This window comes from Streptomyces cynarae, assembly GCF_025642135.1.
Taxonomy (GTDB): Bacteria; Actinomycetota; Actinomycetes; order Streptomycetales; family Streptomycetaceae; genus Streptomyces; species Streptomyces cynarae.
The window spans coordinates 987514-1012247 of the sequence record NZ_CP106793.1; the positions used below are offsets into that span (position 1 = coordinate 987514).

General features: G+C 71.6%; 22 protein-coding genes. 9 read left to right on the forward strand and 13 right to left on the reverse strand.

The features are described from left to right. Window positions 1–11: 11 nt before the first annotated feature. From glgB to N8I84_RS04820, 5 genes are all read right to left on the reverse strand, one after another. Entirely contained in the window at window positions 12–2231 is a 2220-nt protein-coding gene (glgB, locus tag N8I84_RS04800) for a 1,4-alpha-glucan branching enzyme (protein WP_263228349.1), read from the reverse strand. Further along, a complete protein-coding gene (locus N8I84_RS04805; RefSeq protein ID WP_263228350.1) occupies window positions 2228–3613 on the reverse strand; it encodes a maltokinase N-terminal cap-like domain-containing protein in 1386 nt (461 codons plus the stop codon). The genes glgB and N8I84_RS04805 overlap by 4 nt, the downstream gene beginning before the upstream one ends. Before the next feature lie 44 nt (window positions 3614–3657). Then, entirely contained in the window at window positions 3658–5391 is a 1734-nt protein-coding gene (treS, locus tag N8I84_RS04810) for a maltose alpha-D-glucosyltransferase (RefSeq protein ID WP_263228351.1), read from the reverse strand. Further along, the gene (locus tag N8I84_RS04815) at window positions 5388–7433 is read right to left on the reverse strand and encodes an alpha-1,4-glucan--maltose-1-phosphate maltosyltransferase (RefSeq protein ID WP_263228352.1); all 2046 of its coding nucleotides are present in this window, start codon (window positions 7431–7433) and stop codon (window positions 5388–5390) included. Before N8I84_RS04815 ends, treS begins: the two co-directional genes overlap by 4 nt. A gap of 84 nt (window positions 7434–7517) precedes the next feature. Further along, the gene (locus N8I84_RS04820) at window positions 7518–7763 is read right to left on the reverse strand and encodes a DUF5133 domain-containing protein (RefSeq protein ID WP_263228353.1); all 246 of its coding nucleotides are present in this window, start codon (window positions 7761–7763) and stop codon (window positions 7518–7520) included. Between the two features lie 237 nt (window positions 7764–8000). Between N8I84_RS04820 and N8I84_RS04825 the strand changes: the two genes are divergently transcribed. From N8I84_RS04825 to N8I84_RS04835, 3 genes are all read left to right on the forward strand, one after another. Beyond that, window positions 8001–8531, forward strand: coding sequence for a pep a2 (locus N8I84_RS04825; RefSeq protein ID WP_263228354.1), 531 nt, complete (start codon window positions 8001–8003; stop codon window positions 8529–8531). Between the two features lie 170 nt (window positions 8532–8701). Next, window positions 8702–9322: an L-threonylcarbamoyladenylate synthase gene (locus N8I84_RS04830; RefSeq protein ID WP_263228355.1), complete on the forward strand. Its 621-nt coding sequence runs from the start codon at window positions 8702–8704 to the stop codon at window positions 9320–9322. Between the two features lie 178 nt (window positions 9323–9500). Further along, entirely contained in the window at window positions 9501–10061 is a 561-nt protein-coding gene (locus tag N8I84_RS04835; protein ID WP_263228356.1) for a hemerythrin domain-containing protein, read from the forward strand. 203 nt (window positions 10062–10264) lie between these two features. Here N8I84_RS04835 and N8I84_RS04840 read toward each other — a convergent pair whose 3' ends face one another. Beyond that, window positions 10265–10816: a hypothetical protein gene (locus tag N8I84_RS04840; protein ID WP_263228357.1), complete on the reverse strand. Its 552-nt coding sequence runs from the start codon at window positions 10814–10816 to the stop codon at window positions 10265–10267. A gap of 196 nt (window positions 10817–11012) precedes the next feature. On the opposite strand from N8I84_RS04840, the gene N8I84_RS04845 reads away from it, so the two are divergent. The 3 genes from N8I84_RS04845 to N8I84_RS04855 all read left to right on the forward strand — a co-directional run bounded on the left by N8I84_RS04845 (window position 11013) and on the right by N8I84_RS04855 (window position 12701). Next, a complete protein-coding gene (locus N8I84_RS04845; protein ID WP_263228358.1) occupies window positions 11013–11270 on the forward strand; it encodes a DUF1876 domain-containing protein in 258 nt (85 codons plus the stop codon). Between the two features lie 273 nt (window positions 11271–11543). After that, window positions 11544–11999: a Crp/Fnr family transcriptional regulator gene (locus N8I84_RS04850; protein WP_263228359.1), complete on the forward strand. Its 456-nt coding sequence runs from the start codon at window positions 11544–11546 to the stop codon at window positions 11997–11999. A gap of 81 nt (window positions 12000–12080) precedes the next feature. Continuing rightward, window positions 12081–12701, forward strand: a complete 621-nt coding sequence (locus N8I84_RS04855; protein ID WP_390899019.1) for a CBS domain-containing protein — start codon at window positions 12081–12083, stop codon at window positions 12699–12701. 67 nt (window positions 12702–12768) lie between these two features. On the opposite strand, the gene N8I84_RS04860 is transcribed toward N8I84_RS04855, so the two are convergent. The 6 genes from N8I84_RS04860 to N8I84_RS04885 form a co-directional block, all read right to left on the reverse strand. Continuing rightward, window positions 12769–13347, reverse strand: a complete 579-nt coding sequence (locus N8I84_RS04860; RefSeq protein WP_263228361.1) for an Rv1733c family protein — start codon at window positions 13345–13347, stop codon at window positions 12769–12771. 24 nt (window positions 13348–13371) lie between these two features. Next, complete coding sequence (locus N8I84_RS04865; RefSeq protein ID WP_263228362.1) at window positions 13372–14094, reverse strand: CBS domain-containing protein; 723 nt, start codon at window positions 14092–14094, stop codon at window positions 13372–13374. Window positions 14095–14145: 51 nt separating this feature from the next. Further along, window positions 14146–14832 carry a helix-turn-helix domain-containing protein gene (locus N8I84_RS04870; protein ID WP_263228364.1) on the reverse strand — a complete coding sequence of 229 codons (687 nt, stop codon included), beginning with the start codon at window positions 14830–14832 and terminating at the stop codon, window positions 14146–14148. Window positions 14833–14851: 19 nt separating this feature from the next. After that, window positions 14852–15919 carry a zinc-dependent alcohol dehydrogenase family protein gene (locus tag N8I84_RS04875; protein ID WP_263228365.1) on the reverse strand — a complete coding sequence of 356 codons (1068 nt, stop codon included), beginning with the start codon at window positions 15917–15919 and terminating at the stop codon, window positions 14852–14854. 320 nt (window positions 15920–16239) lie between these two features. Continuing rightward, a complete protein-coding gene (locus N8I84_RS04880) occupies window positions 16240–18618 on the reverse strand; it encodes a phosphoketolase family protein (protein ID WP_263228366.1) in 2379 nt (792 codons plus the stop codon). Between the two features lie 159 nt (window positions 18619–18777). Further along, window positions 18778–19665 (reverse strand): universal stress protein, encoded by an 888-nt coding sequence (locus tag N8I84_RS04885; protein ID WP_263228367.1) that lies wholly within the window; start codon window positions 19663–19665, stop codon window positions 18778–18780. 289 nt (window positions 19666–19954) lie between these two features. On the opposite strand from N8I84_RS04885, the gene N8I84_RS04890 reads away from it, so the two are divergent. Next, window positions 19955–20419 (forward strand): cyclic nucleotide-binding domain-containing protein, encoded by a 465-nt coding sequence (locus N8I84_RS04890; RefSeq protein ID WP_263228368.1) that lies wholly within the window; start codon window positions 19955–19957, stop codon window positions 20417–20419. A 237-nt stretch (window positions 20420–20656) separates the two neighbouring features. After that, window positions 20657–21358, forward strand: coding sequence for a response regulator (locus tag N8I84_RS04895; protein WP_263228369.1), 702 nt, complete (start codon window positions 20657–20659; stop codon window positions 21356–21358). Between the two features lie 37 nt (window positions 21359–21395). On the opposite strand, the gene N8I84_RS04900 is transcribed toward N8I84_RS04895, so the two are convergent. Further along, window positions 21396–23141: a GAF domain-containing sensor histidine kinase gene (locus tag N8I84_RS04900; protein WP_313884233.1), complete on the reverse strand. Its 1746-nt coding sequence runs from the start codon at window positions 23139–23141 to the stop codon at window positions 21396–21398. A gap of 277 nt (window positions 23142–23418) precedes the next feature. On the opposite strand from N8I84_RS04900, the gene N8I84_RS04905 reads away from it, so the two are divergent. Next, window positions 23419–24540 carry an AI-2E family transporter gene (locus N8I84_RS04905; RefSeq protein ID WP_390899020.1) on the forward strand — a complete coding sequence of 374 codons (1122 nt, stop codon included), beginning with the start codon at window positions 23419–23421 and terminating at the stop codon, window positions 24538–24540. The last annotated feature ends 194 nt before the right edge of the window (window positions 24541–24734 follow it).

A 24734-nucleotide genomic window follows, 5' to 3' on the forward strand; every position in this document is an offset into this window, starting at 1 on the left:
ACGGTCGGCGCTCACCCGACTGCGGGAAGCAGCCATACGGTGGCCAGGGGCGGAAGGGTCAGACGGATACCGTGCCCGGGACCCTGTTCGGAGGCGAGGGGGGCCGGGTTGCGGACGCCGCTGCCGCCGTACGCCGCCGCGTCCGTGTTCAGCACCTCCTGCCAGGCGGGGACGTCGTCCGGGACGCCCAGGCGGTAGTCGTGGCGGACGACCGGCGAGAAGTTCGACACGGCCAGCAGAGGGCCGCCCTCCGCGTCGTGGCGCAGGAACGCGAACACGTTGTCGTCGGCGGCGTCCGGGACGACCCAGCGGAACCCGGACGGGTCGGTGTCGCGCTGCCACAGGGCCGGGGTGCGGCGGTAGATCGTGTTGAGGTCGCGGACCAGGTCCCGCACGCCCCGGTGGTCCGCCTCCGCCCCGTACTCCGGATCCAGCAGCCACCAGTCGAGGCCTTGGGCCTGTGACCACTCGCCGCCCTGGGCGAACTCCTGGCCCATGAAGAGGAGTTGCTTGCCCGGGTGCGCCCACATGAAGCCCAGGTAGGCGCGGTGGTTGGCGCGCCGCTGCCACCAGTCGCCCGGCATCTTGGACACCAGGGCCTGCTTTCCGTGCACCACCTCGTCGTGGGAGATCGGCAGGACGTAGTTCTCGCTGTAGGCGTACACCATCGAGAACGTCATCTCGTCGTGGTGGTATCTGCGGTGGATGGGGTCCTTGGACACATAGACGAGGGAGTCGTGCATCCAGCCCATGTTCCACTTCAGGCCGAAGCCGAGGCCGCCCTGGTCGGTGGGTCTGGTGACGCCGTCCCAGGCGGTGGACTCCTCGGCGATGGTCACCACGCCCGGGCAGCGGCGGTAGACGGTGGCGTTCATCTCCTGGAGGAAGGCGACCGCGTCCAGGTTCTCCCGGCCGCCGTGCTCGTTCGGGGTCCACTGGCCGGGCTCGCGGGAGTAGTCGAGGTAGAGCATGGAGGCGACGGCGTCCACGCGCAGGCCGTCGATGTGGAACTCCTCGCACCAGTACACGGCGTTGGCGACCAGGAAGTTGCGCACCTCGCGCCGCCCGTAGTCGAACTCCAGGGTTCCCCAGTCGGGGTGGGCCGCGCGCAGCGGGTCCTGGTGCTCGTACAGCGGGCGTCCGTCGAACTCGGCCAGCGCCCAGTCGTCGCGCGGGAAGTGGGCCGGTACCCAGTCCATGAGGACGCCGATGCCGGCCCGGTGCAGGGCGTCGACGAGGTACTTGAAGTCGTCGGGGGTGCCCAGGCGGGCGGTGGGCGCGTAGAAGCCGGTGACCTGGTAGCCCCAGGACCCGCCGAAGGGGTGCTCGGCGATCGGCATCAACTCGACGTGGGTGAAGCCCAGCTCCTTGACGTAGGCGGGGAGTTGTTCGGCCAGTTGCCGGTACGACAGCCCCGGCCGCCAGGACGGCAGGTGCACCTCGTACACCGAGAACGGCGCCTCGTGCACCGGCGTGTCCCCGCGATGCGCCATCCATGCCTCGTCGTGCCACTCGTACGCCGACTCGGTCACGATCGAGGCGGTCGCCGGCGGCACTTCCGTGCGGCGGGCCATGGGGTCCGCGCGTACGGTGTGGCTGCCGTCGGGTCGCGCGATGTCGAACTTGTAGCGCGTCCCGGGACCGAGGCCGGGCACGAACAGCTCCCACACCCCGGAGGAACCGAGCGAGCGCATGGGGTACGCGCGGCCGTCCCAGTGGCAGAAGTCCCCGCACAGCCGGACCCCTCGGGCGTTCGGCGCCCACACCGTGAAGCGGGTGCCGGTCACGCCCTGGTGGGTCATGGGGTGGGCGCCCAGCGCCTTCCACAGCTCCTCGTGGCGTCCCTCACCGATCAGGTGGAGGTCGAACTCGCGGAGCGTGGGCAGGAAACGGTAGGGGTCGTCGGTCTCCTGGACGGTGTCCGGGTACGCCACGAGCAGCCTGTGGTCCGGTACGTCCCGCACCGGCAGCAGGGCCGAGAAGAAGCCGTCGCCGTCGTCGTGCAGTTCGGCCCAGGCGTCGCCGCTGACGACGGTGACCGAGAGGGCGCACGGTCGCAGCGCGCGGAAGACCGTCCCGCCCGGCACCGGGTGCGCGCCGAGCACGGAATGCGGATCGTGGTGGGTGCCGGCCAGCAGCCGCTCCCGGTCGCCGGCGGGCACGGGTGCGGGTGCCGGGGTGCCGAGGTGCGGCGAGGCGAGCGGGGGCGGGGATGCGGTGTGCGTGGTCACGGCGTGGGCCTCCTGTCGCGGGGGCGTCGGGCGAGGCGCGCGATCGCCGCCATGGGCACCGGCAGCCAGTCGGGCCGGTGGCGGGCCTCATACACGACCTCGTACACGGCGCGGTCCGTCTCATAGGCACGCAGCAGCGCCGGTTCCGCCCGCGGGTCCCAGCCCGCCTCGGCGGCGTAGCCCGCGCAGTACGCCTCGCGGCAGCGCAGCGCCCACTCGGGCTGCCACGGCCGGCGGGCATGGGCGGCGTAGTCGAAGGAGCGGAGCATGCCCGCGACATCCCGGACCGGGGACTGCGGGCGGCGCCGTTCGGGGAGCGGGCGGGCCGGTTCGCCTTCGAAGTCGATCACGTGCCAACGGCGTTCGGCCCGCAGCACCTGGCCGAGGTGCAGATCGCCGTGGATGCGCTGGGCGGGCCGGGGTCTGTCGAGCGCGGCCAGTTCCGTGAAGGCGGAGCGCAGCCCGTGGGCGTACGGCAGCAGTTCCGGTACGGAGTGGGTGGCGTCCCGCAGCCGCTCGACCATGCCGGCGGTGAGGGGTCCGGTGTCGGGCGGGCCCTGGGGGTCGACGGGGAACGCGGCGGCGAGGGCCAGATGCACCTCGGCTGTGGCCCGCCCCAGTTCGTACGCCTCCTCGGTGAACTCGCGCCCGGCGGCGAGGGCGGCGAGCGCCTGCGTCCATCCGTCGGCGGCACCGTGGAGGAAGGGCTGGAGCACGCCGAGCGTCGCGTCCCAGGGGCTGGAGGTGCGGAACCAGGCCACCGGCGCGGGAACGCAGGTGCAGCCCTGCCGGACCAGGGCCCAGGGCACCTCCAGGTCGGGGTTGATCCCGGGTCGCACCCGGCGGAAGACCTTCAGGATGTAGGCGTCGCCGTACACCAGGGAGGAGTTGGACTGCTCGGCTTCGAGGAGGCGGGGCGCGAGCCCGGTGGGTATGGTCACCCGTCTGTCGCGTTCGAAGCGGAGGGCGCCCGCGGAGCCCGGCGTGCGCAGCCGTTCCAGGAGCAGGGACGCCGAGCGCGGGTCCTGGAGGGCGTCGTACACCAGCAGCCCCGCGAGAGGACCCTCGCTCGCCCGTCCGAGGACCGCCGGGGAGACCCGCGGCGACAGGAACTCTCCGGTGCCGAGGAGCAGTTGGTAGCAGTCGTACCCCGGCACGCCGGTCGGCGAGCGCCCGGTGCAGTCGGCGCGGACCAGGACGTGCAGGCAGCCGGGGTGCAGTTCGGACACCGACAGCAGGGTCAGGTCCGTGACGGGCCGTCCCTTGCCGGCGAACCAGCGCTGGCGCGGCAACCACTCCCGCAGCAGACCGGAGAGCGAGGGCAGCAGCGAGGCGGGACCGATGCCGTCCTGGCTGAGCGTTGCGGTCTGGGTCTTCGGCATGGCCTCGCGTCCTTTCCGTGCCGGCCGACGTCAGCGGCCCTGGTTCAACTGGTCACGAACACGTTGACCTTGGTGGCCTGGGGGACGTTCTTGCGGAGGCGGAACCAGTAGAAGCCGTGGCCTGCGAGGGTGAGCAGGTAGGGCAGTTCTCCGATCGCGGGGAAGCGGACCCCGCCGATCAGTTCCACCGGGTGCCGGCCCGCGAACTGGCGCAGGTCCAGCTCGGTGGGCTGCGCGAACCGGGAGAAGTTGTGCACGCACATCACCAGGTCGTCCTTGTACTCCCGCAGGAAGGCGAGCACGGCCGGGTTGGAGGAGGACAGTTCGGTGTAGGAGCCGAGGCCGAACGCGGGGTTCTGTTTGCGGATCTCGATCATGCGCCGGGTCCAGTGCAGCAGCGAGGACGGCGACGACATCGACGCCTCCACGTTGGTGACCTGGTAGCCGTAGACCGGGTCCATGATCGTGGGCAGGAACAGGCGGCCCGGGTCGCAGGAGGAGAAACCGGCGTTGCGGTCCGGGGTCCACTGCATCGGGGTGCGTACCGCGTCCCGGTCGCCGAGCCAGATGTTGTCGCCCATGCCGATCTCGTCGCCGTAGTACAGGATCGGGCTGCCGGGCAGGGACAGCAGCAGCGCGGTGAACAGTTCGATCTGGTTGCGGTCGTTGTCCAGCAGCGGGGCCAGCCGGCGGCGGATGCCGATGTTGGCGCGCATGCGGGGGTCCTTGGCGTACTCCGCCCACATGTAGTCGCGTTCCTCGTCGGTGACCATCTCCAGGGTCAGCTCGTCGTGGTTGCGAAGGAAGATGCCCCACTGGCAGCTCGACGGGATCGACGGGGTCTTGGCCAGGATCTCCGAGACCGGGTAGCGGGACTCACGGCGCACCGCCATGAAGATGCGCGGCATGACCGGGAAGTGGAAGGCCATGTGGCACTCGTCGCCGCCGCCGGCGTAGTCGCCGAAGTAGTCGACCACGTCCTCCGGCCACTGGTTCGCCTCCGCCAGCAGCACCTTGTCGGGGTACTGCGCGTCGATCTCCTTGCGGACCCGCTTCAGGAACTCGTGCGTCGCCGGAAGGTTTTCGCAGTTGGTGCCTTCCTGCTGGTAGAGGTACGGCACCGCGTCCAGACGGAAGCCGTCGATGCCGAGGTCCAGCCAGAACTTCAGGGCGGAGATCATCTCCTCCTGCACGGCCGGGTTCTCATAGTTGAGGTCCGGCTGGTGGGAGAAGAACCGGTGCCAGTAGTACTGCTTGCGGACCGGGTCGAAGGTCCAGTTGGAGGCCTCGGTGTCGACGAAGATGATCCGCGCGTCCTGGAACTGCTTGTCGTCGTCGGCCCAGACGTAGTAATCCCCGTAGGGGCCGTCGGGATTGGCGCGCGACTCCTGGAACCACGGGTGCTGGTCGCTGGTGTGGTTCATCACGAAGTCGATGATCACGCGCATGCCCCGCTGGTGGGCGGCGTCGACGAACTCCACGAAGTCCGCCAGGTCCCCGAACTCCGGCAGCACCGCCGTGTAGTCGGAGACGTCGTAACCGCCGTCCCGGAGCGGGGACTTGAAGAACGGCGGCAGCCACAGGCAGTCGACGCCCAGCCACTGCAGATAGTCCAGCTTCGCGGTCAGCCCCTTGAGGTCGCCCACGCCGTCCCCATCGCTGTCCTGGAACGACCTGACCAGGACCTCGTAGAAGACGGCACGCTTGAACCACTCCGGGTCGCGCTCCGCGGCGGGAGTGTCCTCGAAGGTGTCCGGAACGGGCTCGTTGACGATCATCGTGTGGGTGACCCTCCGATCTGCGGTGAGGACGGTCGCAGGACGGTCAGCACGTGCGCGGGGCTGTCGCCCGGCGTCAGACGTACATAGTTGGCCCTGCCCCAGTGGTAGATGACACCGGTGAGCTCATCGCGCACCGGTACGGTCTCGTGCCAGTCGAGGCCGAGCCGCGGCATGTCCAACGAGACCGTCGCCTCCTGGGAGTGGTGAGGGTCGAGATTGACCACGACCACGACCGTGTCGGCGTCGGCGCTCGCGCGCTTGCTGTACGCGATGACCGCGTCGTTGTCCGTCTGGTGGAAGTGCAGGTTCCTGAGCCGGTGGAGGGCGCTGTGCTGCCGTCGGATCGCGTTGAGTTGTGCGATGAGGGGCGCGATGCTGCGGCCCTCGCGTTCGGCGGCTTCCCAGTCCCGGGGCCTGAGTTGGTACTTCTCCGAGTCCAGATACTCCTCACTGCCCTCCCGCAGCGGCACGTTCTCACACAACTCGTACCCCGAGTACACCCCCCACGTCGGCGACAGCGTCGCCGCCAGCACCGCCCGCACCTCGAACGCGGGCCGCCCCCCGTGCTGCAGATACGCATGCAGGATGTCCGGAGTGTTCACGAAGAAGTTCGGCCGCATGTACGCCGCCGCCTCCCCCGACAACTCACTCAGATACTCCGTCAGCTCCTGCTTCGAATTCCGCCACGTGAAATACGTGTAGGACTGCTGGAACCCCACCTTGGCCAGCGTGTGCATCATCGCCGGCCGCGTGAACGCCTCCGCCAGGAAGATCACATCCGGATCCGTGGCATTGACGTCCCCGATCACCCGCTCCCAGAACACCACCGGCTTGGTGTGCGGATTGTCCACCCGGAAGATCCGCACCCCATGCCCCATCCAGAACCGCAGCACCCGCAGCGTCTCCGCCACCAACCCGTCCATGTCCGCATCGAAATGGACCGGATAGATGTCCTGGTACTTCTTCGGCGGATTCTCCGCATACGCGATCGACCCGTCCGGACGATGCCGGAACCACTCCGGATGCTTGTCCACCCACGGATGATCCGGCGAACACTGCAACGCGAAATCCAGGGCCACCTCCAGCCCCACCTCCCGCGCCCGCCCCACGAACCAGTCGAAATCCTCGACCGAGCCCAGATCCGGATGCACCGCGTCATGACCGCCCTCCGGCGACCCGATCGCCCACGGCACCCCCACATCCCCCGGCCCCGCCGACAGAGAATTGTTGGGCCCCTTGCGGAACGTCGTCCCGATCGGATGGATCGGCGGCAGATACACCACATCGAAACCCATCCCCGCGATCACCGGCAGCCGCCGCGCCGCCGTACGGAACGTCCCGTGCGGCCGCTCCGAAGTCCCCTCCGAACGCGGGAAGAACTCGTACCACGACCCGAACAACGCCCGCTCCCGCTCCACCACCAACGGCAACGCATCAGAAGACGTCACCAGTTCACGCAGCGGATACCGCGCCAACACCGCATCCACCTCGGGAGTCAGCGCAGCCGCGAGACGGGCGACCGGTGCGCTGGACTCGTCGCGCAGGGCGCGGGCTGCCGCGCACAGCAGGTCCCGCAGCGGTCCTTGCGGCACCGCTCCGGCCGCGCGCTCGTAGAGGTCGGCGCCCTCCTCCAGGACCAGGGCGACGTCGATGCGGGACGGAATCTTGATCCGGGCGTGCCGGCGCCAGGTGGTGACCGGATCGCTCCACGCCTCCACGGCGTAGGTCCAGTGACCGGCCGACAGCGGGGTCACCTCGGCGCCCCAGCGGTCACTGCCGGGCTCCAGCTCGCGCATCGGCGTCCACCGGCCCGGGCGGCCCTCGGGGTCGCAGAGGACGACGTTGGCGCCGATCGCACCCTGCCCCTCACCGAAGACCGTGGCGGTGACCTGGAAGGTCTCCCCCTCCACCGCTTTGGCGGGGCGTCGGCCGCCGTCGACGGCCGGACGGACGTCCGCGATCGGTATGCGTCCGATCGCGGCCCTCGCGCCCCCGGCGGCAGGGCTCGCCCCGTCCCGGTGTGCGGTCTGCGGTTCCATCCGTCTTCGCCTCCTTCGCCGTCGTCGAGCTCGGTGGGCGCCGGCTCTGCGGTCATGGGTCCAGGGCTGCGTACGGCGCTCTGCCTACCCGTCCGTCGAAGCTGCCGGGGATGGACGTGCGGTTCGCTCACTGTGTGTGCGGAGATACAGCTCGGCGGCGTCGGCGGCCTCGCGTGCGCAGCGCTTCCCCATGAGCACGCACAGGCTGTAGCCGGTGCTCTCGAAGGTGCCGCGCACCTCCCGGTTGTCGGGGGACGCGAGCATCAGGCGCTCCCACTCCCGATATCGCTCGAGATGTCTGGCGACCTCGGCTCTGGCCGGCAGGGGCATGGCACCGGTCACCTCCGCTCTCAGCGCTGAGTGTTTCACCTATGGTGCACGGCCCATCACTCAGCGTCCTGTTCGGTATTCAACCACTGGGGCTGGAGGGCTTCCTGTTGCACGAATGGAGTAGTGCTCGCACTCTGGGACTGACTCGAGAGCGACGACCGCTCACGCTTCGTGATCGGGGCCCGGCCCGCAGGGGCGAGGAGGAGCGAGAGCTTCGCCGGTGAGGAGCCAACGACAATGAAGACCGCAGCGCCCTGCTACTACCACCTCGACGTCGAGGTCAGCCCGGAGCGGATCGGGCACGTCCGGCGGATCCTGGCCGCCCACCTCCGCTACTGGGATCTGGAGATCCTCGTCGAACCCGTCTGCCAGTGCGCCGAAGCGCTGCTGCGGACGATCGACGCCCACGCCGCGGACAAGAACACCACCATCGAGATGTGGTGGAACGGTCACCACCTGATCACCGCTGTGCAGGACAGCGAGCGCGACATCCGGCCGCACTACGCGCCGAGCGGCTGTCTGGCGCAGATCGCGGCGCTGAGCAACGGCTGGGGCTGCTGCGCCACCGACGCCGGCGGAAAGATCATCTGGTTCTCGCAACGGGCCCGGGCCGGCGATCCCGCTGCGCTCGTGCCGGTGGCCCCCGCGCCGAGTCTGCGCGAGACGCGCCCCCTCCCGCGCGCACTGCCGCTCACGGCGGACGCCACGGGACGGGAGCGGGAGGCCGCGAGGGACGGCCGGCGCGAGCCGGTCGCGGCCCCCGCCTGACCACCGCGGCAAGCCGGACCCTGCCGGGCGGCACACCCCGCCGCCCGGTGACCTCGGACCCGACGGAAGCCGGGAGCCTGACTCGCCGTCAAGGGCTCCCGACCACGGACGTGCGCGCCCGAGGCCCGGTCACGTGGACAGCGCACCCCCGCGTGATCGACACTCGGCGGATGGCGAAGTACTTCGACGTTCATCCCGACAACCCTCAGCCGCGCACGATCGGCCAGGTCGCCGACAGCATCCGTGACGGTGCGCTCGTGGTGTATCCGACGGACTCCTGCTTCGCGCTGGGGTGCCGGCTGGGCAGCCGGGACGGCATGGAGCGTATCCGGGCGATCCGCCAACTCGACGAGCGCCACCACTTCACACTGGTCTGCCGGGACTTCGCGCAGCTCGGCCAGTTCGTGCACGTCGACAAGGACGTGTTCCGCGCGATCAAGGCCTCGACGCCCGGCAGCTACACGTTCATCCTGCCCGCGACCCGCGAGGTGCCGCGCAAGCTGCTGCACCCCAAGAAGAAGACGGTCGGGGTGCGCATCCCCGACCACGTGGTGGCGCAGGCGCTGCTGGCCGAGCTCGGCGAGCCGCTGCTGTCGAGCACCCTGCTCCTGCCGGGCGAGGAGGAGCCGCTGACCCAGGGCTGGGAGATCAAGGAGCGCCTCGACCACGTCGTGGACGCCGTGGTCGACTCCGGGGACTGCGGCACCGAACCGACGACGGTCATCGACTTCTCCGGGGGCGAGCCCGAGATCGTACGCAAGGGAGCGGGCGACACCTCGCGCTTCGAGTGACGTCGTGCTCCCCCAGCCGCACCGGTGAGGTGGCCGTTCGGCCGATCCGGGGACTACGGGCGGGTGTCGTTAACACCCTGTTTGTCCGGGGAAATGATGTCCGGGCGGTTCAGGGCTGCCGCAAGCAGCCCGGACAGCCGTCCGCCCCACACATCAGCCACGTCACAGGGAGGCCGCTATGGCACACGGTGGCGACGTCATCGCCGAGCTCACCACCGACCACCGGGAGGTGGAAAGCCTCTTCCAGCGGATCGAGTCGCTGCCCAGCGGCCACAAGGACCGCCGCAAGCTGGCCGACGAGATGACGATCGAACTCGTACGGCATTCCGTCGCGGAGGAGCAGTACCTGTACCCGGCGGTGCGGGAGCACGTCGAGGGCGGCGGCGCGATCGCCGACAAGGAGCTCGCCGACCACGCGCGGGTGGAGGAGGCCCTCAAACAGCTGGAGGGGTGCTCCGTGGAGGACCCCGAGTTCGACCGGACGTTCATGACCGTGAAGAACGAGGTGACCTCGCACGTCCAGGACGAGGAGAACAACCTCTTCCCCAGGCTGCGGCAGGCCTGCGGCCAGGAGATGCTCGACCAGCTCGGCGACAAGATCCGCACCGCCAAGAAAATGGCCCCCACGCGCCCCCACCCGGCGGCTCCCGACACGCCTCCGCTCAACAAGCTGCTCGCGCCCGGGACGGGCCTGGTCGACCGGGTCCGCGACTTCGTCACCGGCCGCGGCCGGTCCTGAACGCGCAAGCAGCCTCAACGCCGGGGCGGCCCGCCAGAACACGAACGCCGGGGCGGCCCGCCAGAACACGGGAGCAGCCCGCCTGAACACGGGAGCAGCCCGCCTGAACACGGGAGCGCAGCCGGCCTGGACACCGAGCCGCCCGCCTGGGCACCGGAACCGCCGACCTGGACGCGACGGGAGCAGCCGCCCCCGGACCCGCGTCAGCCTGCGACCGGGTCCCCGACAGGGCCGCCCTCGTCCACGGGCTCGCCGTGCAGTCGCTGCACGAGGGAGTCCCGGTGCAGGCCGACGAGCGGCGCCAGCAGGTCGGGGTGGCGCAGCAGGGGCGCCGCCCGGTGGTCCTGCTCACCGGGGTCGGTGAGCCTGCGGAAGTCGAACACCAGCCCCCGGGTGTGCTCGCCGCCGTCGAGTGCCGAGACGGCGTCGCGGGCGAGGGACGGCGTGGTCAGCAGGCAGGCCGCCCAGCTGGCGACCACCTCGTCCACCCAGGTCCGCCAGCCGGCGTCGGCCTCGTCGACGGCTGCCGCCTCCGCTCCGGCCAGCCAGTCCAGGCGGTCGGAGCCGCCGGGCCCGACGAACACGACGAGGGCCGCGTCGGCCTCGGTGGGGTAGCGCAGCCAGGCGGCGACCATGACGGCCTGGGACGCCTGGGCCTCGGCGAGGGCGGCGCCCAGGGCTCCTCCGGTCCCGGGATAGGAGCGCAGCAGCCACTGGGTGGTGGCGGCTATGACGGGGGACAGATCGGCTGACATCGGCGTCACGCTACCGGCCGGCCGGAAACGGAGAAATGGCGCCAATCACATGGGGAGCCCGCCAAACGGTGTGTTCCGTCACAGGTGCGGCCCATGACCGCGGCACACCGGTGTGGACCGGGCCTGGAGACAGGCGCAGGCTGGAAGAAGCCGAAGAAGAGGGACGAACACCTCGTGGTGCGGGGAAGTGATCCCAATGGAAGCCAAGCAGTGGACCGTGGACATCTACATCACCGAGGACGGCGACGACACCCATGCCCGCGCCGTGCTGAGGGCGCCTGACGCGTCGACCGTCGCCGGCAGAGGCGCGGCCCGGCGCAACCCCGTCGACCGGCCGATTCCCGAGATCGGCGACGAGCTCGCCGCCAGCCGGGCGCTGGAGGACCTGGCCATCCGGCTGCACGACGTCGCCTCCGAGGACATCGTCCAGATGGCGGGCCCTGCCGAACCGTGACGGGTGTCCTCCGCGTACCCGGAGGGCCATGGGGCCGATCGGCCCTGGTGGTCGCGGCGGGTGCGTGGTGTGCTGATGATGACGGGAAGGACCTGCGAAAGACGCGGAGAAGCGGCCGGCGGCCGCGCACCGCGCAATCAGGATCCGAGAGAACCGGATGGGTCCTTCCCGCCCCGTCGTGCGTCCTGTGGAGTCCCGGCGCCGAGTGAGTCCCGGCGCCGAGTGCGGCCTGCCCGGCCTTCGCGGCGGCAGGAACGAAAGGACAGTGAAGCCATGGCCTCTGTCACCACCGTGGGCGCGGCCCTTCCCGCCGAGCACCGCGAGCGGCTGATGCGGATCGCCCGCGAGGTCTCCTTCGACGAGGGGACCCGGCTGTTCGAGGAAGGCCGGCGGGCCGACCGGTTCTGGATCGTACGGACCGGCACCGTGGCTCTGGACGTGCATGTGCCGGGCCGACGGCCCGCCGTCATCGACTCGCTGGGCCACGGCGAACTGGTCGGCTGGTCCTGGCACTTCGAACCGCATGTCTGGCAGTTGGGTGCCGAGGCCATGTCCCCGGTGCGGGCCTACGAGTTCGACGCGGTGACCGTGCGGGCGATGTGCGCCGAGGACCCCGAGTTCGGCCGTGCCGTTGCCGTCTGGGTGGGCCAGGTCCTCGCCCACCGGCTCAACGCGGCCCGCATCCGGCTGCTCGACCTGTACGGCCCCTACGGCAGCGGCAGCCCCTGAGGGCCGGGCCCGACCGCCGGGGACCGCGTCCGAGCCCGAGGAGGAACCGTGACCGCCGGCCCGCATGTCGTCAGCGACGTGATGACGCACACCGTCGTCGCCGTCGGCCGTGACGCCCCGTTCAAGGACATCGTCAAGCTCATGGAGCAGTGGAAGGTCAGCGCGCTGCCCGTGCTGGAGGGCGAGGGCCGGGTGGTCGGCGTGGTCTCCGAGGCCGACCTGCTGCCCAAGGAGGAGTGCCGCGACAGCGATCCGGACCCGTACAGGCAGGTGCGGCGCCTGTCCGACCCGGCCAAGGCCGGGGCGCTGACCGCGGGCGAGCTGATGACCGCTCCGGCGGTCACCGTGCACGCCGACTCGACCCTCGCCCAGGCCGCTCGCATCATGGCCCTGCGCAAGGTGAAGCGGCTCCCCGTGGTCAACGACGAGGGTCTGCTCGAGGGCGTCGTCAGCCGCGCCGACCTGCTCAAGATGTTCCTGCGGGAGGACAACGACATCGCCGACGAGATACGCCGCGACATGGTCGACGTCCTCTTCCCCGCACCCGTGGAACCGATCCACGTCCTGGTCGCCGAGGGTGTCGTCACCCTCACGGGGAAAGTGAGCGACACGACCATGATCCCCATGGCCGTCCGGCTGGCGCGTGCCGTCGAGGGAGTGGTCGACGTGGACTGCCACCTCTCCGGAGCCGGGACGGGCTGACCACCGACCAGACCGCCCGCTTCAGCGGGCCGCGCGCGGCAACAGGCGCCCCCGCTTCAGCCGGTCCCTACCGCCACTGCGGCCCGACACACTCCCACTCCCGGGCCCATTCCTCCATGCGCTGCCGCTCCAGGCGCCCGCGCACCAGCCACCCGCAGGCCAGTACCCCGCCCGCGGCACCGCACCCGACGATCGTGCCGACGAGCGACGCCTGCAACCGTGTCTCGGCTCCGGTGGCCGGTTTGGACACCAGGTTCCCGGCGCCATCCGTCCACACGGTGACCGGGTCTCCCGCCTTCAGCCCGGGCTCGACCCTCGCCAGACCCGTGTGCGGGCCTCCGGGTGCGCTCCAGCGGACGTTCGCCCACACGCCGCCGTCGCCGTAGCCGTGCACGTCTTCCGTGGTTCTCGCCGCGTCCTGGGTCAGCACCGCCCGCACGGGGTGGGAGTGGGCGGCCCGCACGGCCAGACCGTGTTCCACGGCGCCCGCCCCCGCTCTCCCCGCGAGCACCCCGGCCAGCAGGACCAGCAACCAGGTGACGAGGACGATCCAGGCCTCGAAGCGGTCGCTGCGCCGCAGCAGCGGATTGCGCCGCCACCGCCACAGCCACACCCTGGTCCCCGCCGTACGACAGGTCGTCGCCATCGGTCGTCACCTTCTCGGGGCGCGTCATGTGACGCTGTCGGCTCTGCGGGGCCACCGCGACACCTCGTCCTGCGGGAAGTCGGCCTCGAGGTCCGGGACCCGGGGCGGCCCCATGAGCACGCAGTCCACGTCCACCACGCCCTCGACGCCCCGCACCAGCCGTGCGGTGACGGGCACGAGACCGGTGTCGCGGACCCGGCCGGTGAGCCGCACGACGCCGTCCCGCACCTCCACGCGGATCGGCTCCAACGGGGCGGGGAACAGACGGGCGACGATCTCGCGGCGGATCTCCTCGGCGATGTCCTCGTCGTCGCGCAGGTACACCTTGAGCAGGTCGGAGCGGCTGACGATGCCGAGCAGCGTGCCCCCGTCGTCGACCACCGGGAGACGTTTCACCCTGGCCTGGGCCATGGTCCGGGCGGCCTGGGCAAGGGTCGCCTCCACGTGGACCGTGACGGCGGGCGCGGTCATGAGCTCCTCGGCGGTCACCGCGCCGGCCTTCGCGAGGTCGGCCGCCCGCTCCAGCGACGCGTACCGGCCGGGTTCGCCGTCGCGGAACTCCTGCTTGCGCAGCAGGTCGGCCTCGGAGACGACGCCGACGACCCGGTCGCCCTCCCGCAGGACGGGCAGGGCGCTGACCTTCCACTGTCCCATGGCCTTGACGATGTCCTTGAACGTCGCCGCGTGGCCGACGGCGACGACCCTGCGGGTCATGACGTCGCCGACGAGGTGGGGGGTGCCGTGCATGGTGTCCTCCGATCGGTGCCACAGGCGTCCGGGTGAGGGCCGCCGGCCCGGTCACACGGTGATGCGCCGTCCGGTGATTCTGTGGGGATCGATACGGATCCACAGGTCACGTTGCCCGCCCGCCCACGGCGTGCTGTACGCCTGCTCCTCCAACCGCCGTACGGAGTCGGGGTCCGTGACGGTGCGGGCGTGTCCGCACACCAGCACACTCCAGCCCTGGCTGAACGATCCGTCGATGCGGTCGACCTCGAAGGCCACCTGGGAGTCGGCGGCCTGTGAGGGCACCGCCTCGGGGGCGGTCCTGAAGACGATCGAGCCGCCGACGACGCCGTAGTTGACGGGAACGATCACCGGCCCCGACTCCGTGGGCACCGCGAGCCGCCCCACGCCGTGCGTGCGCAGCAGGTCCCGGCACTCCCGGATGCTGAGTTCGGTGAAATTCGGGTGCCCTCCGGCCTGTCCGAGGCCGGGCGGAAGGTCGACGTCCCCGCCGGTGAGTTCGAGCACGGTGGTCTCCAGTGCGCCGGCCAGCCTCAGCAGGGTGCTGACGCCGGGCGCCGCGGTGGGCTGCTCCTCCAGGTACTGCAGATAGCTGGAGGCCATGCCGGCCCGGCACGCCGCCTCCTTGCGGGACAGTCCGAGCTCCTCGCGCCGCAGGGCGATCCGGCGTCCGAGATTGCCGGGTGGGTGGTGACCCTGGTGACCCTCCACCGCGTCCGGCGATGCGTGTGTGGGCATGGCGCGTCACTTCCTTCGGTCAGGTCGCCCGGACGGCGACGACTTCGTGCTGCTCCCCGCCCAGTACGACCTTGAGCGCGCCGGTGTCGGCGCCCCGGCCGAAGACGTCGTACGCCTCCTCCATCCGGTCCAGCGGGAAGGTGTGCGTGACCAGCGACGAGGTGGGCAGCCGGCCGGCGGCCGCCATCCGCAGCAGTGTGGGCGTGGAGTAGGTGTCGACCAGACCGGTGGTGATGGTGACGTTCCTGCTCCACAGGTCCTCCAGGTGCAGGGTCACGGGCCGCCCGTGCACGCCGACGTTGGCGATGTGCCCGCCGGGCCGCACCACGCGTGTGCACAGCTCGAAGCTCTCCGGCACGCCGACCGCCTCGATGACCACGTCCGCGCCCAGTCCGTCGGTGAGGTCGGCGATCAGCTCCTGGGCGTCGACGGGGTCGGCCAGGGCGTCGGCGCCGAGCCCCTTGGCGGCGTCCAGCCGCATCGCGGCCGGGTCCACGGCGACGATCCGCTCGGGGGCGAACAGCCGGGCGGTGGCGATCGCCGCGAGCCCGATGGGGCCGGCTCCGACGACGACCACGCTGTCCCCGGGGCGGACGTGTCCGTTGAGCACGCCCACCTCGTAGGCGGTGGGGAAGATGTCCGCGAGCAGCACGGCGTCCTTGCCGTCGACCGTGCCGGGCATGGCGTGCACGGACAGGTCGGCGTGGGGCACCCGGACGTACTCGGCCTGCGTTCCGTCGATGACATGCCCGAGGGTCCAGCCGCCGCCTCCGCGGCACTGGCCGTACGTCCGCTCCCAGCAGTAGCCGCACCGGCCGCAGGCCGTGATGCAGGAGACCAGGACGCGCTCCCCCGGCTGCACGGCGTGCAGGTCCCGTCCGGCCTCCACGATCTCGCCGACCGCCTCGTGCCCCAGCACCGTGCCGGGGCGCACCTCGGGCACGTCGCCCTTGAGGATGTGCAGATCCGTCCCGCAGATGGTGGTGGTCTCGACGCGCACGATCGCGTCGGTGGATTCCTTGATGTCCGGGTCCGGGACCTCCTCCCAGGCGGACTTTCCCGGGCCGTGGAAGACGAAGCCCTTCATGACGATCCTTCCTTCCTCCCCCCGGGCGCCAGGGCCCGGGGACCGTCCGGAAGCCGGTACGGCGGTACATCCGGCGTCGAGCCGGACTTCCCCATCACATCCAGCTTGTCCCACCTTGCGGGGTTCTGCTTGGGCCGGTCGGCCCCCGATCACCGGCCGGCCCTGGCGGACCGCACGAACTGGATGCGAACGGGCCTTTCGAGTACCCCTCTGCGCGCCCCTGCCGCTCCGGAGGTCACGCCTGCTGCTCCGGAGGCCACGTCCGCCGCTCCGGAGGCCGCTCCTGCCCCCAGGAGGTCCCCGGTCCCGGACGGGTGGGGTCAGGACGCCCAGGTCCAGTCCGCGACCTCCGGCATGTCCGTACCGTGATCGCGGATCCACGCCTCGTGGCGGGTGCGGGCGTCGGCCATCTGCTGGCGCACGGCGGCGGCACGCACCGCGAGGCCGGGGACGCGGTCGATGACGTCCATGACCAGGCGGTAGCGGTCGAGGTCGTTGCGGACCACCATGTCGAACGGCGTGGTCGTGGTCCCGGCCTCCTTGTAGCCGCGCACGTGCAGGTTCCGGTGGCCGGTGCGGCGGTAGGCCAGGCGGTGGATCAGCCACGGGTAGCCGTGGTAGGCGAAGATCACGGGCTTGTCGGCGGTGAACAGACCGTCGTACTCGAAGTCCGACATGCCGTGCGGATGTTCCTCGCGCGGCATCAGCCGGGCCATGTCGACCACGTTGACCACTCGGACCGCGAGCTCGGGCAGGTGCCTGCGCAGTAGTTGCGCGGCGGCCAGCACCTCCTGCGTCGGCACGTCTCCGGCGCAGGCGAGGACCACGTCGGGCTCTGCGCCGTTCTCGGTGCCCGCCCACTCCCAGATCCCGGCGCCGCGCGCACAGTGGGCGCGGGCCTGGTCCAGGGACAGCCAGTCGAAGCACGGCTGCTTGCCCGCCACGATCACGTTGACGTAGTCGCGGCTGCGCAGGGCGTGGTCCGCGACGGACAGCAGTGTGTTGGCGTCCGGCGGCAGATAGACCCGGACCACCTCCGGGCTCTTGTTGAGCACGTGGTCGACGAAGCCGGGGTCCTGGTGGGAGAAGCCGTTGTGGTCCTGGCGCCACACGTGCGAGGTCAGCAGGTAGTTGAGGGAGGCGATGGGGGCGCGCCAGGGCAGCCGCCGGGAGGTCTTCAGCCACTTGATGTGCTGGTTGACCATCGAGTCGACGATGTGCACGAACGCCTCGTAGCAGGAGAACAGCCCGTGGCGGCCGGTGAGGAGGTATCCCTCCAGCCAGCCCTGGCAGAGGTGTTCGGACAGGACCTCCATCACACGGCCGTGCCGGTCGAGGTGTTCGTCGACCTGGAGCACCTGGGCCTGCCAGGCCTTGCCGCTGGCGTCGAGGACGGCCTGCAGCCGGTTGGAGGCGGTCTCGTCCGGGCCGACCAGGCGGAAGTCCCGCCGCGTCGCGGTGTCCTTCATGATCTGTCGCAGCAGGGCGCCGAGGACGCGGGTGGGTTCGTGCAGGGCCGAGCCCGGCTTCTCGACGGGTACCGCGAAGTCGTCAAGGGACGGGATGGGCAGACCCCGCACGAGCAGCCCGCCGTTGGCGTGCGGGGTGGCGCCGAGCCTGCGGGCACCGGAGGGCACGCAGGCGAGCACGTCGGCACGCGGGCGGCCGTCGGCGCCGAAGAGTTCCTCGGGCCGGTACGACTTCAGCCAGGCCTCCAGCTGGCGCAGATGCTCGGGGTTCTCCCGGACACCCGCCAGCGGCACCTGGTGCGAGCGCCAGGTCCCGGCGACCGGTTCGCCGTCCACCTCGGCGGGCCCGGTCCAGCCCTTGGGGGTGCGCAGCACGATCACCGGCCAGTGCGGCCGCTCGGCCCCCTCGTCCTCGCGTGCCGTGCGCTGCAGTTCGGCGATGCGGTCCAGGGCGGCGTCGAAGGCCTCCGCCATGGCGCGGTGCACCTGGAGGGGGTCGTCGCTGGTGACGTGGATCGGCTCGTGGCCGTACCCCCGCAGAAGTTCGTCGAGTTCGGGTTCCGGGAGCCGGGCCAGGACGGTGGGGTTGGCGATCTTGTAGCCGTTGAGGTGGAGGATCGGCAGGACGGCGCCGTCGTGGACGGGGTCGAGGAACTTGTTGGAGTGCCAGGAGGCGGCAAGCGGACCGGTCTCCGCCTCGCCGTCACCGATCACGCAGGCGACCACCAGGTCCGGGTTGTCGAAGGCGGCTCCGTAGGCGTGGGCGAGCGAGTAGCCGAGTTCGCCGCCCTCGTGGATGGAGCCCGGCACGTCCGGTGCGACATGGCTGGGTACGCCGCCCGGGAAGGAGAACTGTTTGAACAGCTTCGCCATCCCCTCCGCGTCCCGTGTCACGTCCGGGTAGGTCTCGCTGTAGCTGCCCTCCAGCCAGGAGCCCGCGAACACGGACGGCCCTCCGTGCCCGGGCCCCCAGATGCACAGGGCGTTCAGGTCGCGCGCCTTGATGACCCGGTTGAGGTGGGTGTACACGAGGTTGAGCCCGGGCGAGGTGCCCCAGTGGCCGAGGAGGCGGGGTTTGATGTGCTCGGGCCTGAGGGGCTCGGTCAGCAGCGGGTTGGACATCAGGTAGATCTGACCGGCGGCCAGGTAGTTGGCGGCCCGCCAGTGGGCGTCAAGGGTGCGCAGTTCCTCGTCGGTCAGTACGGTGCCGGGGTGCTCGGCGTCGGGCATCGGTGACTCCACACGTCGTCGGGGTGTTCATCGGGCGCGGCGGGCTGGGGTACCCGTTGCGCGGGGATACGAACGCCGCCGGTCCCGTCCGCCGGGGGGCGACGGCGACCGGGCAGACGGCACGGTGCAGCGGGGTGGACCGCCGTCCCGAGGCCGGTGTCAGGCATGCGGGACGACGGCGACCGGACAGGCCACATGGTGGAGCACGGCGTGCGCGACGGAGCCGATGTGCGGGCCGAACACGCCGTCCCGCGTCCGGCGCCCCACGACGACGAGACAGGCGCGGGTGGAGGCACGCACCAGCTGCGGGGCGGGGCGGCCCGTGGAGACGGTCTCGGACACCGGGACCCCGGGGAACTTCTCGCGCCAGGGCCGCAGCGCTGCGTTCACGAGGTGTTCCTGTTCGGCCAGCACCTCCGGCCCCCCGGCCGCGTGCGCATGGACGTCGCCGACGGCGTGCACCACGTGCAGCGCGGTGCCGCGGCGGCGGGCCGAGTCGAAGGCGAACTCGATCGGCTCGTCGAGCCGGTGCCGCGGGTCCAGCCCGAGCACGACGTCGCGGTAGGGGATCTCGGGGATCTCCTCGGGCGAGACGCCGTCCAGGGCCGGAAGGTGCTCATCGGCGGAGGCCTCACCGGCGCGTACGAGCACCACGGGGCGCGCTGCCCTGGCGACGACACGCTGGGACACCCAGCCGACCACGAACCCGGCGACGCGGCCCAGACCACGGGATCCGAGCACCAGCATCTCCGCATCCCCGGCCGCGGCGAGCAACGCGGTCACCGGGGACTCGGCCGGCAGAAGTGCCTCCACCTCCAGCCCCGGATGCGCGGCGCGCACGCTGCGCACGGCCCGCTCCAGGATCTGCTCCCCCAGCTCGCGCCGGTCGTCCCCGTACCCGCCGGACGGCGCCGGGAGCGGCTGCCGCCTCCAGGCGTGGACGACGTGGAGCGGCGCTCCCCGGCGCAGTGCCTCCCGGGCGGCCCAGTGGGCGGCCGCGAGGCTCTCGCCGGACGCGTCGACTCCCGCGGTGACCGGCCGGACCATGGCGCGCACCTCCTGTCCGGGCTCTGCTGTTCCTGCGTCGAGCCTGGCGCGGGAACGGCGCCGCGCGCAGGGGCCGCAGGGACCCATCAGGGGGCCCAACGGCCCAACGCCCCCACGCCCGGCCCGTCACCTCCCGGTGCCCCGGCCGGGCCCATGACCCCAGGTGGCCGGGGTCGCCGACGCGGTGCCGGACGTCCCGGCCCGGGGGCCGTGTGGCCCATGGCCCGGAAACGGGAGGCGGGGTCACGCTGGGAGCGTCGGGTCCCCACGCCGCCCCCTGGAGGCCGTGATGAACGCTCCCCCCGCGACCAGCATGCTGCGCGCGCTGCCCTTCGCGCACCGCGAGCGGCTGATGCGCAGCGCCCGTGAGGTGTCCTTCCCACAGGGAACCCGCCTGTGCGTGGAGGGCGGACGCGCCGACCGTTTCTGGATCATCCGCTCCGGCACCGTGGACCTCGATCTGCACGTGCCCGGCCGCCGCGCCGCGGTCATCGAGACCCTGGGACACGACGAACTCCTCGGATGGTCCTGGTTGTTCGGGCCGCACGCCTGGCACCTGGGCGCCGAGACGACGACACCGGTGCGGGCGTACGAGTTCGACGCCGCAGCGGTCCGCTCGATGTGCCAGGACGACCCGGTGCTCGGCTTCGCGGTCGCCCAGTGGATGGGGGGCATCCTGTCCCACCGCCTCGGCTCGGAACGCACCCGGCTGCTGGACCTGTACGCCCCCTACGGCAGCGGCAGCTTCGGGTGACGAGGACCCGGCAAGGGCGTGGTGACGGGGACGGTCCCTCCGAGGGACGGCGGTCCCTCCGGGGACGGCTCGCCGCTGGGCTGCCGGTCCGCGGCGTGTGGGCCGAGAAGGGCGCACGGCGGCGACTTGGGCCGGTCGGCCCTAGTGCGTGCGGGCGAGGCGCGTGATGATCGTCGACAGTGGGCGGCCGGCGGTCCGTCCTTCGGCAGAGGTTCGACAGGGGAACGAGGAGTCGTCATGGCCGAGGCGCGCACCTTCAGCGAGCAGGACCCGATCCGGGTGTTCCTGCTGGACGACCACGAGGTCGTGCGGCGTGGCCTGGCCGACCTGCTGGACGCCGAACCCGACATCTCGGTGGTCGGGGACGCCGACACCGTCGAACACGCGCTCGCCCGTGGCCCGGCGGTGCGGCCGGATGTGGCCGTCCTCGACGTGCGCCTGCCGGACGGCGACGGCATCACCGTCTGCCGTGAGCTGCGCAGCCACATGCCGGAGCTGGCCTGTCTGATGCTGACCTCGTTCGACGACGAGGACGCGCTGCTCGACGCGATCATGGCGGGCGCCTCAGGGTACGTCCTGAAGCAGATCAGGGGCTCCGACCTGGTGTCCGCGGTCCGCACCGTCGCCTCCGGCCAGTCGATGCTCGACCCGGCGACGACCGCGCGGCTGATGCACTCGCTGCGCGCCGACCCCGCCGAGCAGCCGGCCCTGTCACCCGAACTGGCGAGCCTGTCCCCGCGCGAGCGTGACATCCTCGCGCTGATCGGGGACGGGCTGACCAACCGGGAGATCGGCAAGAGGCTCTATCTGTCGGAGAAGACGGTCAAGAACCACATCTCGAGGCTGCTGGCCAAGCTGGGCGTGCAGCGCCGCGTCCAGGCGGCAGTCCTCGCCACCCATCTGGAACCGTCCGAATCGGCGGAACGCACCGCCCGCTGAGCCGTACCGTAGGCGCTTCGGGACGCCGCACCGCCAGTCACCCGCTGACCGCCCCGTCACCCGCCCGCACCGGAACACACCACACCAGCCGTGTCCCGCCGCCCTGCGGGCGTTCCCCCACGCCGAGCGTGCCGCCGAGGGCGACGGCCCGTTCCTCCAGGTTCCGCAGGCCGCTGCGGACGGCACCGGCGGGCACGCCACAGCCGTCGTCGGCAACCGTGAGGGTCAGCTCGCCCCCGCCGAGCCGCAGATGGACGTCCACGGCCCGTGCCCCGGAGTGCCGGGCCACGTTGCTCAGGGCCTCCCCGAGCACGGCGGTCACATCGTCGGCGACGTCGCCCGGGACGTCGGTGTCCACCAGGCCCTCGATGCGCAGCGCGGGCGTGAAGCCCAGCGAGTCGGCCGACGCCGTCACCGCCTCCGACACCCGTCTGCGCAGCCCGGACTCCTCCTGCCTCCGGTCGCCGTGTGCGCGCAGCCCGAAGATGGTGGAACGGATGATCTTGATGGTCTCGTCGAGGTCGTCGACGGTCCGCGAGAGCCGTTCGGCGGCCTCGGGGTGGTCGACGAAGCGCTGGGTGCTCTGGAGGGTCATGCCGGCCGCGAACAGCCGCTGGATCGCGAGGTCGTGCAGATCGCGGGCGATACGGTCGTGGTCCTTGAGCAGGGTGATCTGCTCGGCGTCCCGGCGCCGCTCGGCCAGCTCCAGCGCCAGCGCCGCCTGCCCCGCGAAGCCGAGCAGGGGGCCGGCATCGGTGTCCGTGAACGGGGTGCGCCCCGCGATGCGCCCGAGCACCAGGACGCCGATGGACTTGCCGCTCGCCACCAGCGGTACACCGACCACGGGGCCGAGCCCGGCCCACAGCGCCGATTCCGGGTCGATCCGGGGATCGCGCCGGATGTCGGGGCTGACCACCGGTTCGGCGGTGCTCAGCGCGGCCTCCACGAAACCGTCCTGCCGGGACATCACGAGGCCGCGGCGTCTGTCGGCCTCGAAACCGACCGCGAGCAGCGGGCGCAGCACGTCCTCCCCGGGGACCCGTTCGGCGATCATGCCGACCTCTGCGGAGGCGATCCGGCGCGCCTGCTCGACGATCAGCTCCAGCACGTCCGCACTCGGGGCACCCGACAACAGGGCGCTCGTGACCTGGGAGCTGGCCCTCACCCAGCGCTCACGCAGTCGTGTCTCCTCGTAGAGCCGGGCGTTCTCGATGGCGACGCCGGCCGCCACCGCCAGTGCGGAGAGCACGGCCTCGTCCTCGGCGTCGAACTCCTCGGCGCCGCGCTTCTCGGTGAGGTAGAGGTTGCCGAACACCTGGTCGCGGACCCTTATCGGCACGCCGAGGAACGAGTGCATCGGCGGGTGATGGGCCGGGAAGCCGTAGGAGGCCGGGTGGTCGGAGATCTCGGACAGGCGCAGCGGCTCCGGATGGCGGATCAGCTCGCCGAGGATGCCGTGCCCACTGGGCAGCGCTCCGATCCTGGTCCGCGCGTCCTCGCTGACCCCCACGGTGAGGAACTGGGAGAGCGTGAGGTCGTCGCCGATGACGCCCAGCGCGCCGTACTCGGCGTCCACGAGCACCACGGCCGCCTCGACGATGCTGCGCAGCACCTGCGCCAGATCGAGTTCGCGTCCGACCGACAGGACGGCCTGAAGGAGGCGGTGCACCCGGTCCTGGGTGCCGCGTGCCGCGTCGATGCGGGCCTGCAGTTCGTCCAGCAGCTCGTCGAGCCGGAGCTGGGGCAGGTGCTGCTCGGACCGCCCGCGCGCTTCCCCGCTCATCGATTCCTCCGACCGGATCACGCAGACAGGGTGCGGGTCAACGGCGACTCTCCCGCCCTCACGATACTGACTTTCCGCCCGGACGGCGGCTCTTGCGCTCACTCGGAGTGACTCGTCGGCGGTGTGCGCGGGGCGCGGCCGTCGCGTCGGCCGTAGGGGCGCGTGGTGTGGCGGCCCGTGTGCGGTTGGTGCCTACTGACTTCAGCAGGTGACCGGCAGTCGGCGCGCGGGAGGTGTGGTGGCGGACGCGGGCGGGACGGGGCCGGGGCGGCGCGGGGTGAGTGGGGTGCGGGGCAGCCGGCCGTCCCCGTCCGTACGCCTCCCTCCGCGCGCCCGGGCCGCCGAACGGGTGCCCGCGGCCGAGCGTGTCGTCCCCTGGTTGCGCGTCGCCGCCGCCTACGCCTGGCGCCTGGTCCTCGTCGGGCTCGTCGTCTACGGCATCTTCACCATTCTGGGCCGCTTCCAGCTCATCGCCGTCTCGTGGTTCCTCGCACTGGTGATCACCTCGGTGCTGCGCCCCCTGGCCGACCTGCTCGGCCGCTGGTTGCCTCGGCCCCTGACCGTCGCGGTCTCCCTCGTCGGGAGCCTGCTGCTCCTGCTCGCCCTGTTCGCCCTCGTGGGTGAGGCGGTGGCGGGCGAGTGGGGAAGACTGACCGGGGAGTTCCGCGGAGGGATCAACAGGATCGAACGATGGCTCGAGGGCCCGCCGTTCCGGCTCAGTCACAAGAGTCTCTCGCATCTCCAGGACCAGATCGGCTCGTATCTCTCGTCCCACCGGGCGGCCGTGTTCAGCAGCGCACTCAGCGGCCTGAGCCGGGTCGTCGAGCTGGTCACCGGGCTCGCCCTCGCGCTGTTCTTCGCCGTCTTCTTCATCCACTCGGGCGAACGCCTGTGGTCCTGGATACGCGACCAGCTCCTCCCCCGGGGTGCCCGACCGGCGTGGGACCGGGCGGGGCACGCGGCCTGGCGGACCTTCGCCGGGTACACGCGGGGCATCATCATCGTGGCCGGCACCAACGCCATCCTCGTCGGCATCGTCCTGCTGTTGCTTCGGGTGCCGCTCGCGCTGCCGCTCACCCTGCTGGAGTTCTTCGCCACGTTCGTGCCGCTGGTCGGCTCGCCTGTCGCGCTCGCTGTGGCCACCGTGGTCGCCCTGGCCGGGCGCGGCCCGATCACGGCGGCGGCCGTGGTGCTGCTCATCGTCGTCATCGGAGAGATCGAGGGGCACGTCCTGCATCCCCTCGTGATGAGCTGGGCCGTCCGCCTGCACCCTCTGGTCGTCGCCGTCTCCGTCCTCGCGGGCTCCATCGTCGCGGGCGTGGTCGGCGCCGTGGTGGCCGTGCCGTTCGTGTCCGTCGCCTGGGCGGTGCTGCAGGCGCTGCGCCCGGCGCCTCCTTGAGGCGCGCGCCCCCGCGTGCTGTGCCACGCTGACTCGCGGAGGCAGCGGTGGGCACCCGAGCCGGACGCAGGGGAGGCGATGTGGGCTCTGACCGGCGAGACATCCCGCGGCACGGGACGGAGCACACACCGTGGCTGCGGCGCAGGACCTTCCTTCAAGCGTGCACGGGCGCCGGGCTCGCCGCGTCGGCCGCC

Coding starts and splice junctions, on each gene's coding strand:
- N8I84_RS04805 (WP_263228350.1), bottom strand. CDS start 3,613: ATGCCGAAGACCCAGACCGCAACGCTCAGCCAGGACGGCATCGGTCCC.
- treS (WP_263228351.1), bottom strand. CDS start 5,391: ATGATCGTCAACGAGCCCGTTCCGGACACCTTCGAGGACACTCCCGCC.
- N8I84_RS04815 (WP_263228352.1), bottom strand. CDS start 7,433: ATGGAACCGCAGACCGCACACCGGGACGGGGCGAGCCCTGCCGCCGGG.
- N8I84_RS04820 (WP_263228353.1), bottom strand. CDS start 7,763: ATGCCCCTGCCGGCCAGAGCCGAGGTCGCCAGACATCTCGAGCGATAT.
- N8I84_RS04825 (WP_263228354.1), top strand. CDS start 8,001: ATGAAGACCGCAGCGCCCTGCTACTACCACCTCGACGTCGAGGTCAGC.
- N8I84_RS04830 (WP_263228355.1), top strand. CDS start 8,702: ATGGCGAAGTACTTCGACGTTCATCCCGACAACCCTCAGCCGCGCACG.
- N8I84_RS04835 (WP_263228356.1), top strand. CDS start 9,501: ATGGCACACGGTGGCGACGTCATCGCCGAGCTCACCACCGACCACCGG.
- N8I84_RS04840 (WP_263228357.1), bottom strand. CDS start 10,816: ATGTCAGCCGATCTGTCCCCCGTCATAGCCGCCACCACCCAGTGGCTG.
- N8I84_RS04845 (WP_263228358.1), top strand. CDS start 11,013: ATGGAAGCCAAGCAGTGGACCGTGGACATCTACATCACCGAGGACGGC.
- N8I84_RS04850 (WP_263228359.1), top strand. CDS start 11,544: ATGGCCTCTGTCACCACCGTGGGCGCGGCCCTTCCCGCCGAGCACCGC.
- N8I84_RS04855 (WP_390899019.1), top strand. CDS start 12,081: ATGACGCACACCGTCGTCGCCGTCGGCCGTGACGCCCCGTTCAAGGAC.
- N8I84_RS04860 (WP_263228361.1), bottom strand. CDS start 13,347: ATGGCGACGACCTGTCGTACGGCGGGGACCAGGGTGTGGCTGTGGCGG.
- N8I84_RS04865 (WP_263228362.1), bottom strand. CDS start 14,094: ATGCACGGCACCCCCCACCTCGTCGGCGACGTCATGACCCGCAGGGTC.
- N8I84_RS04870 (WP_263228364.1), bottom strand. CDS start 14,832: ATGCCCACACACGCATCGCCGGACGCGGTGGAGGGTCACCAGGGTCAC.
- N8I84_RS04875 (WP_263228365.1), bottom strand. CDS start 15,919: ATGAAGGGCTTCGTCTTCCACGGCCCGGGAAAGTCCGCCTGGGAGGAG.
- N8I84_RS04880 (WP_263228366.1), bottom strand. CDS start 18,618: ATGCCCGACGCCGAGCACCCCGGCACCGTACTGACCGACGAGGAACTG.
- N8I84_RS04885 (WP_263228367.1), bottom strand. CDS start 19,665: ATGGTCCGGCCGGTCACCGCGGGAGTCGACGCGTCCGGCGAGAGCCTC.
- N8I84_RS04890 (WP_263228368.1), top strand. CDS start 19,955: ATGAACGCTCCCCCCGCGACCAGCATGCTGCGCGCGCTGCCCTTCGCG.
- N8I84_RS04895 (WP_263228369.1), top strand. CDS start 20,657: ATGGCCGAGGCGCGCACCTTCAGCGAGCAGGACCCGATCCGGGTGTTC.
- N8I84_RS04900 (WP_313884233.1), bottom strand. CDS start 23,141: ATGAGCGGGGAAGCGCGCGGGCGGTCCGAGCAGCACCTGCCCCAGCTC.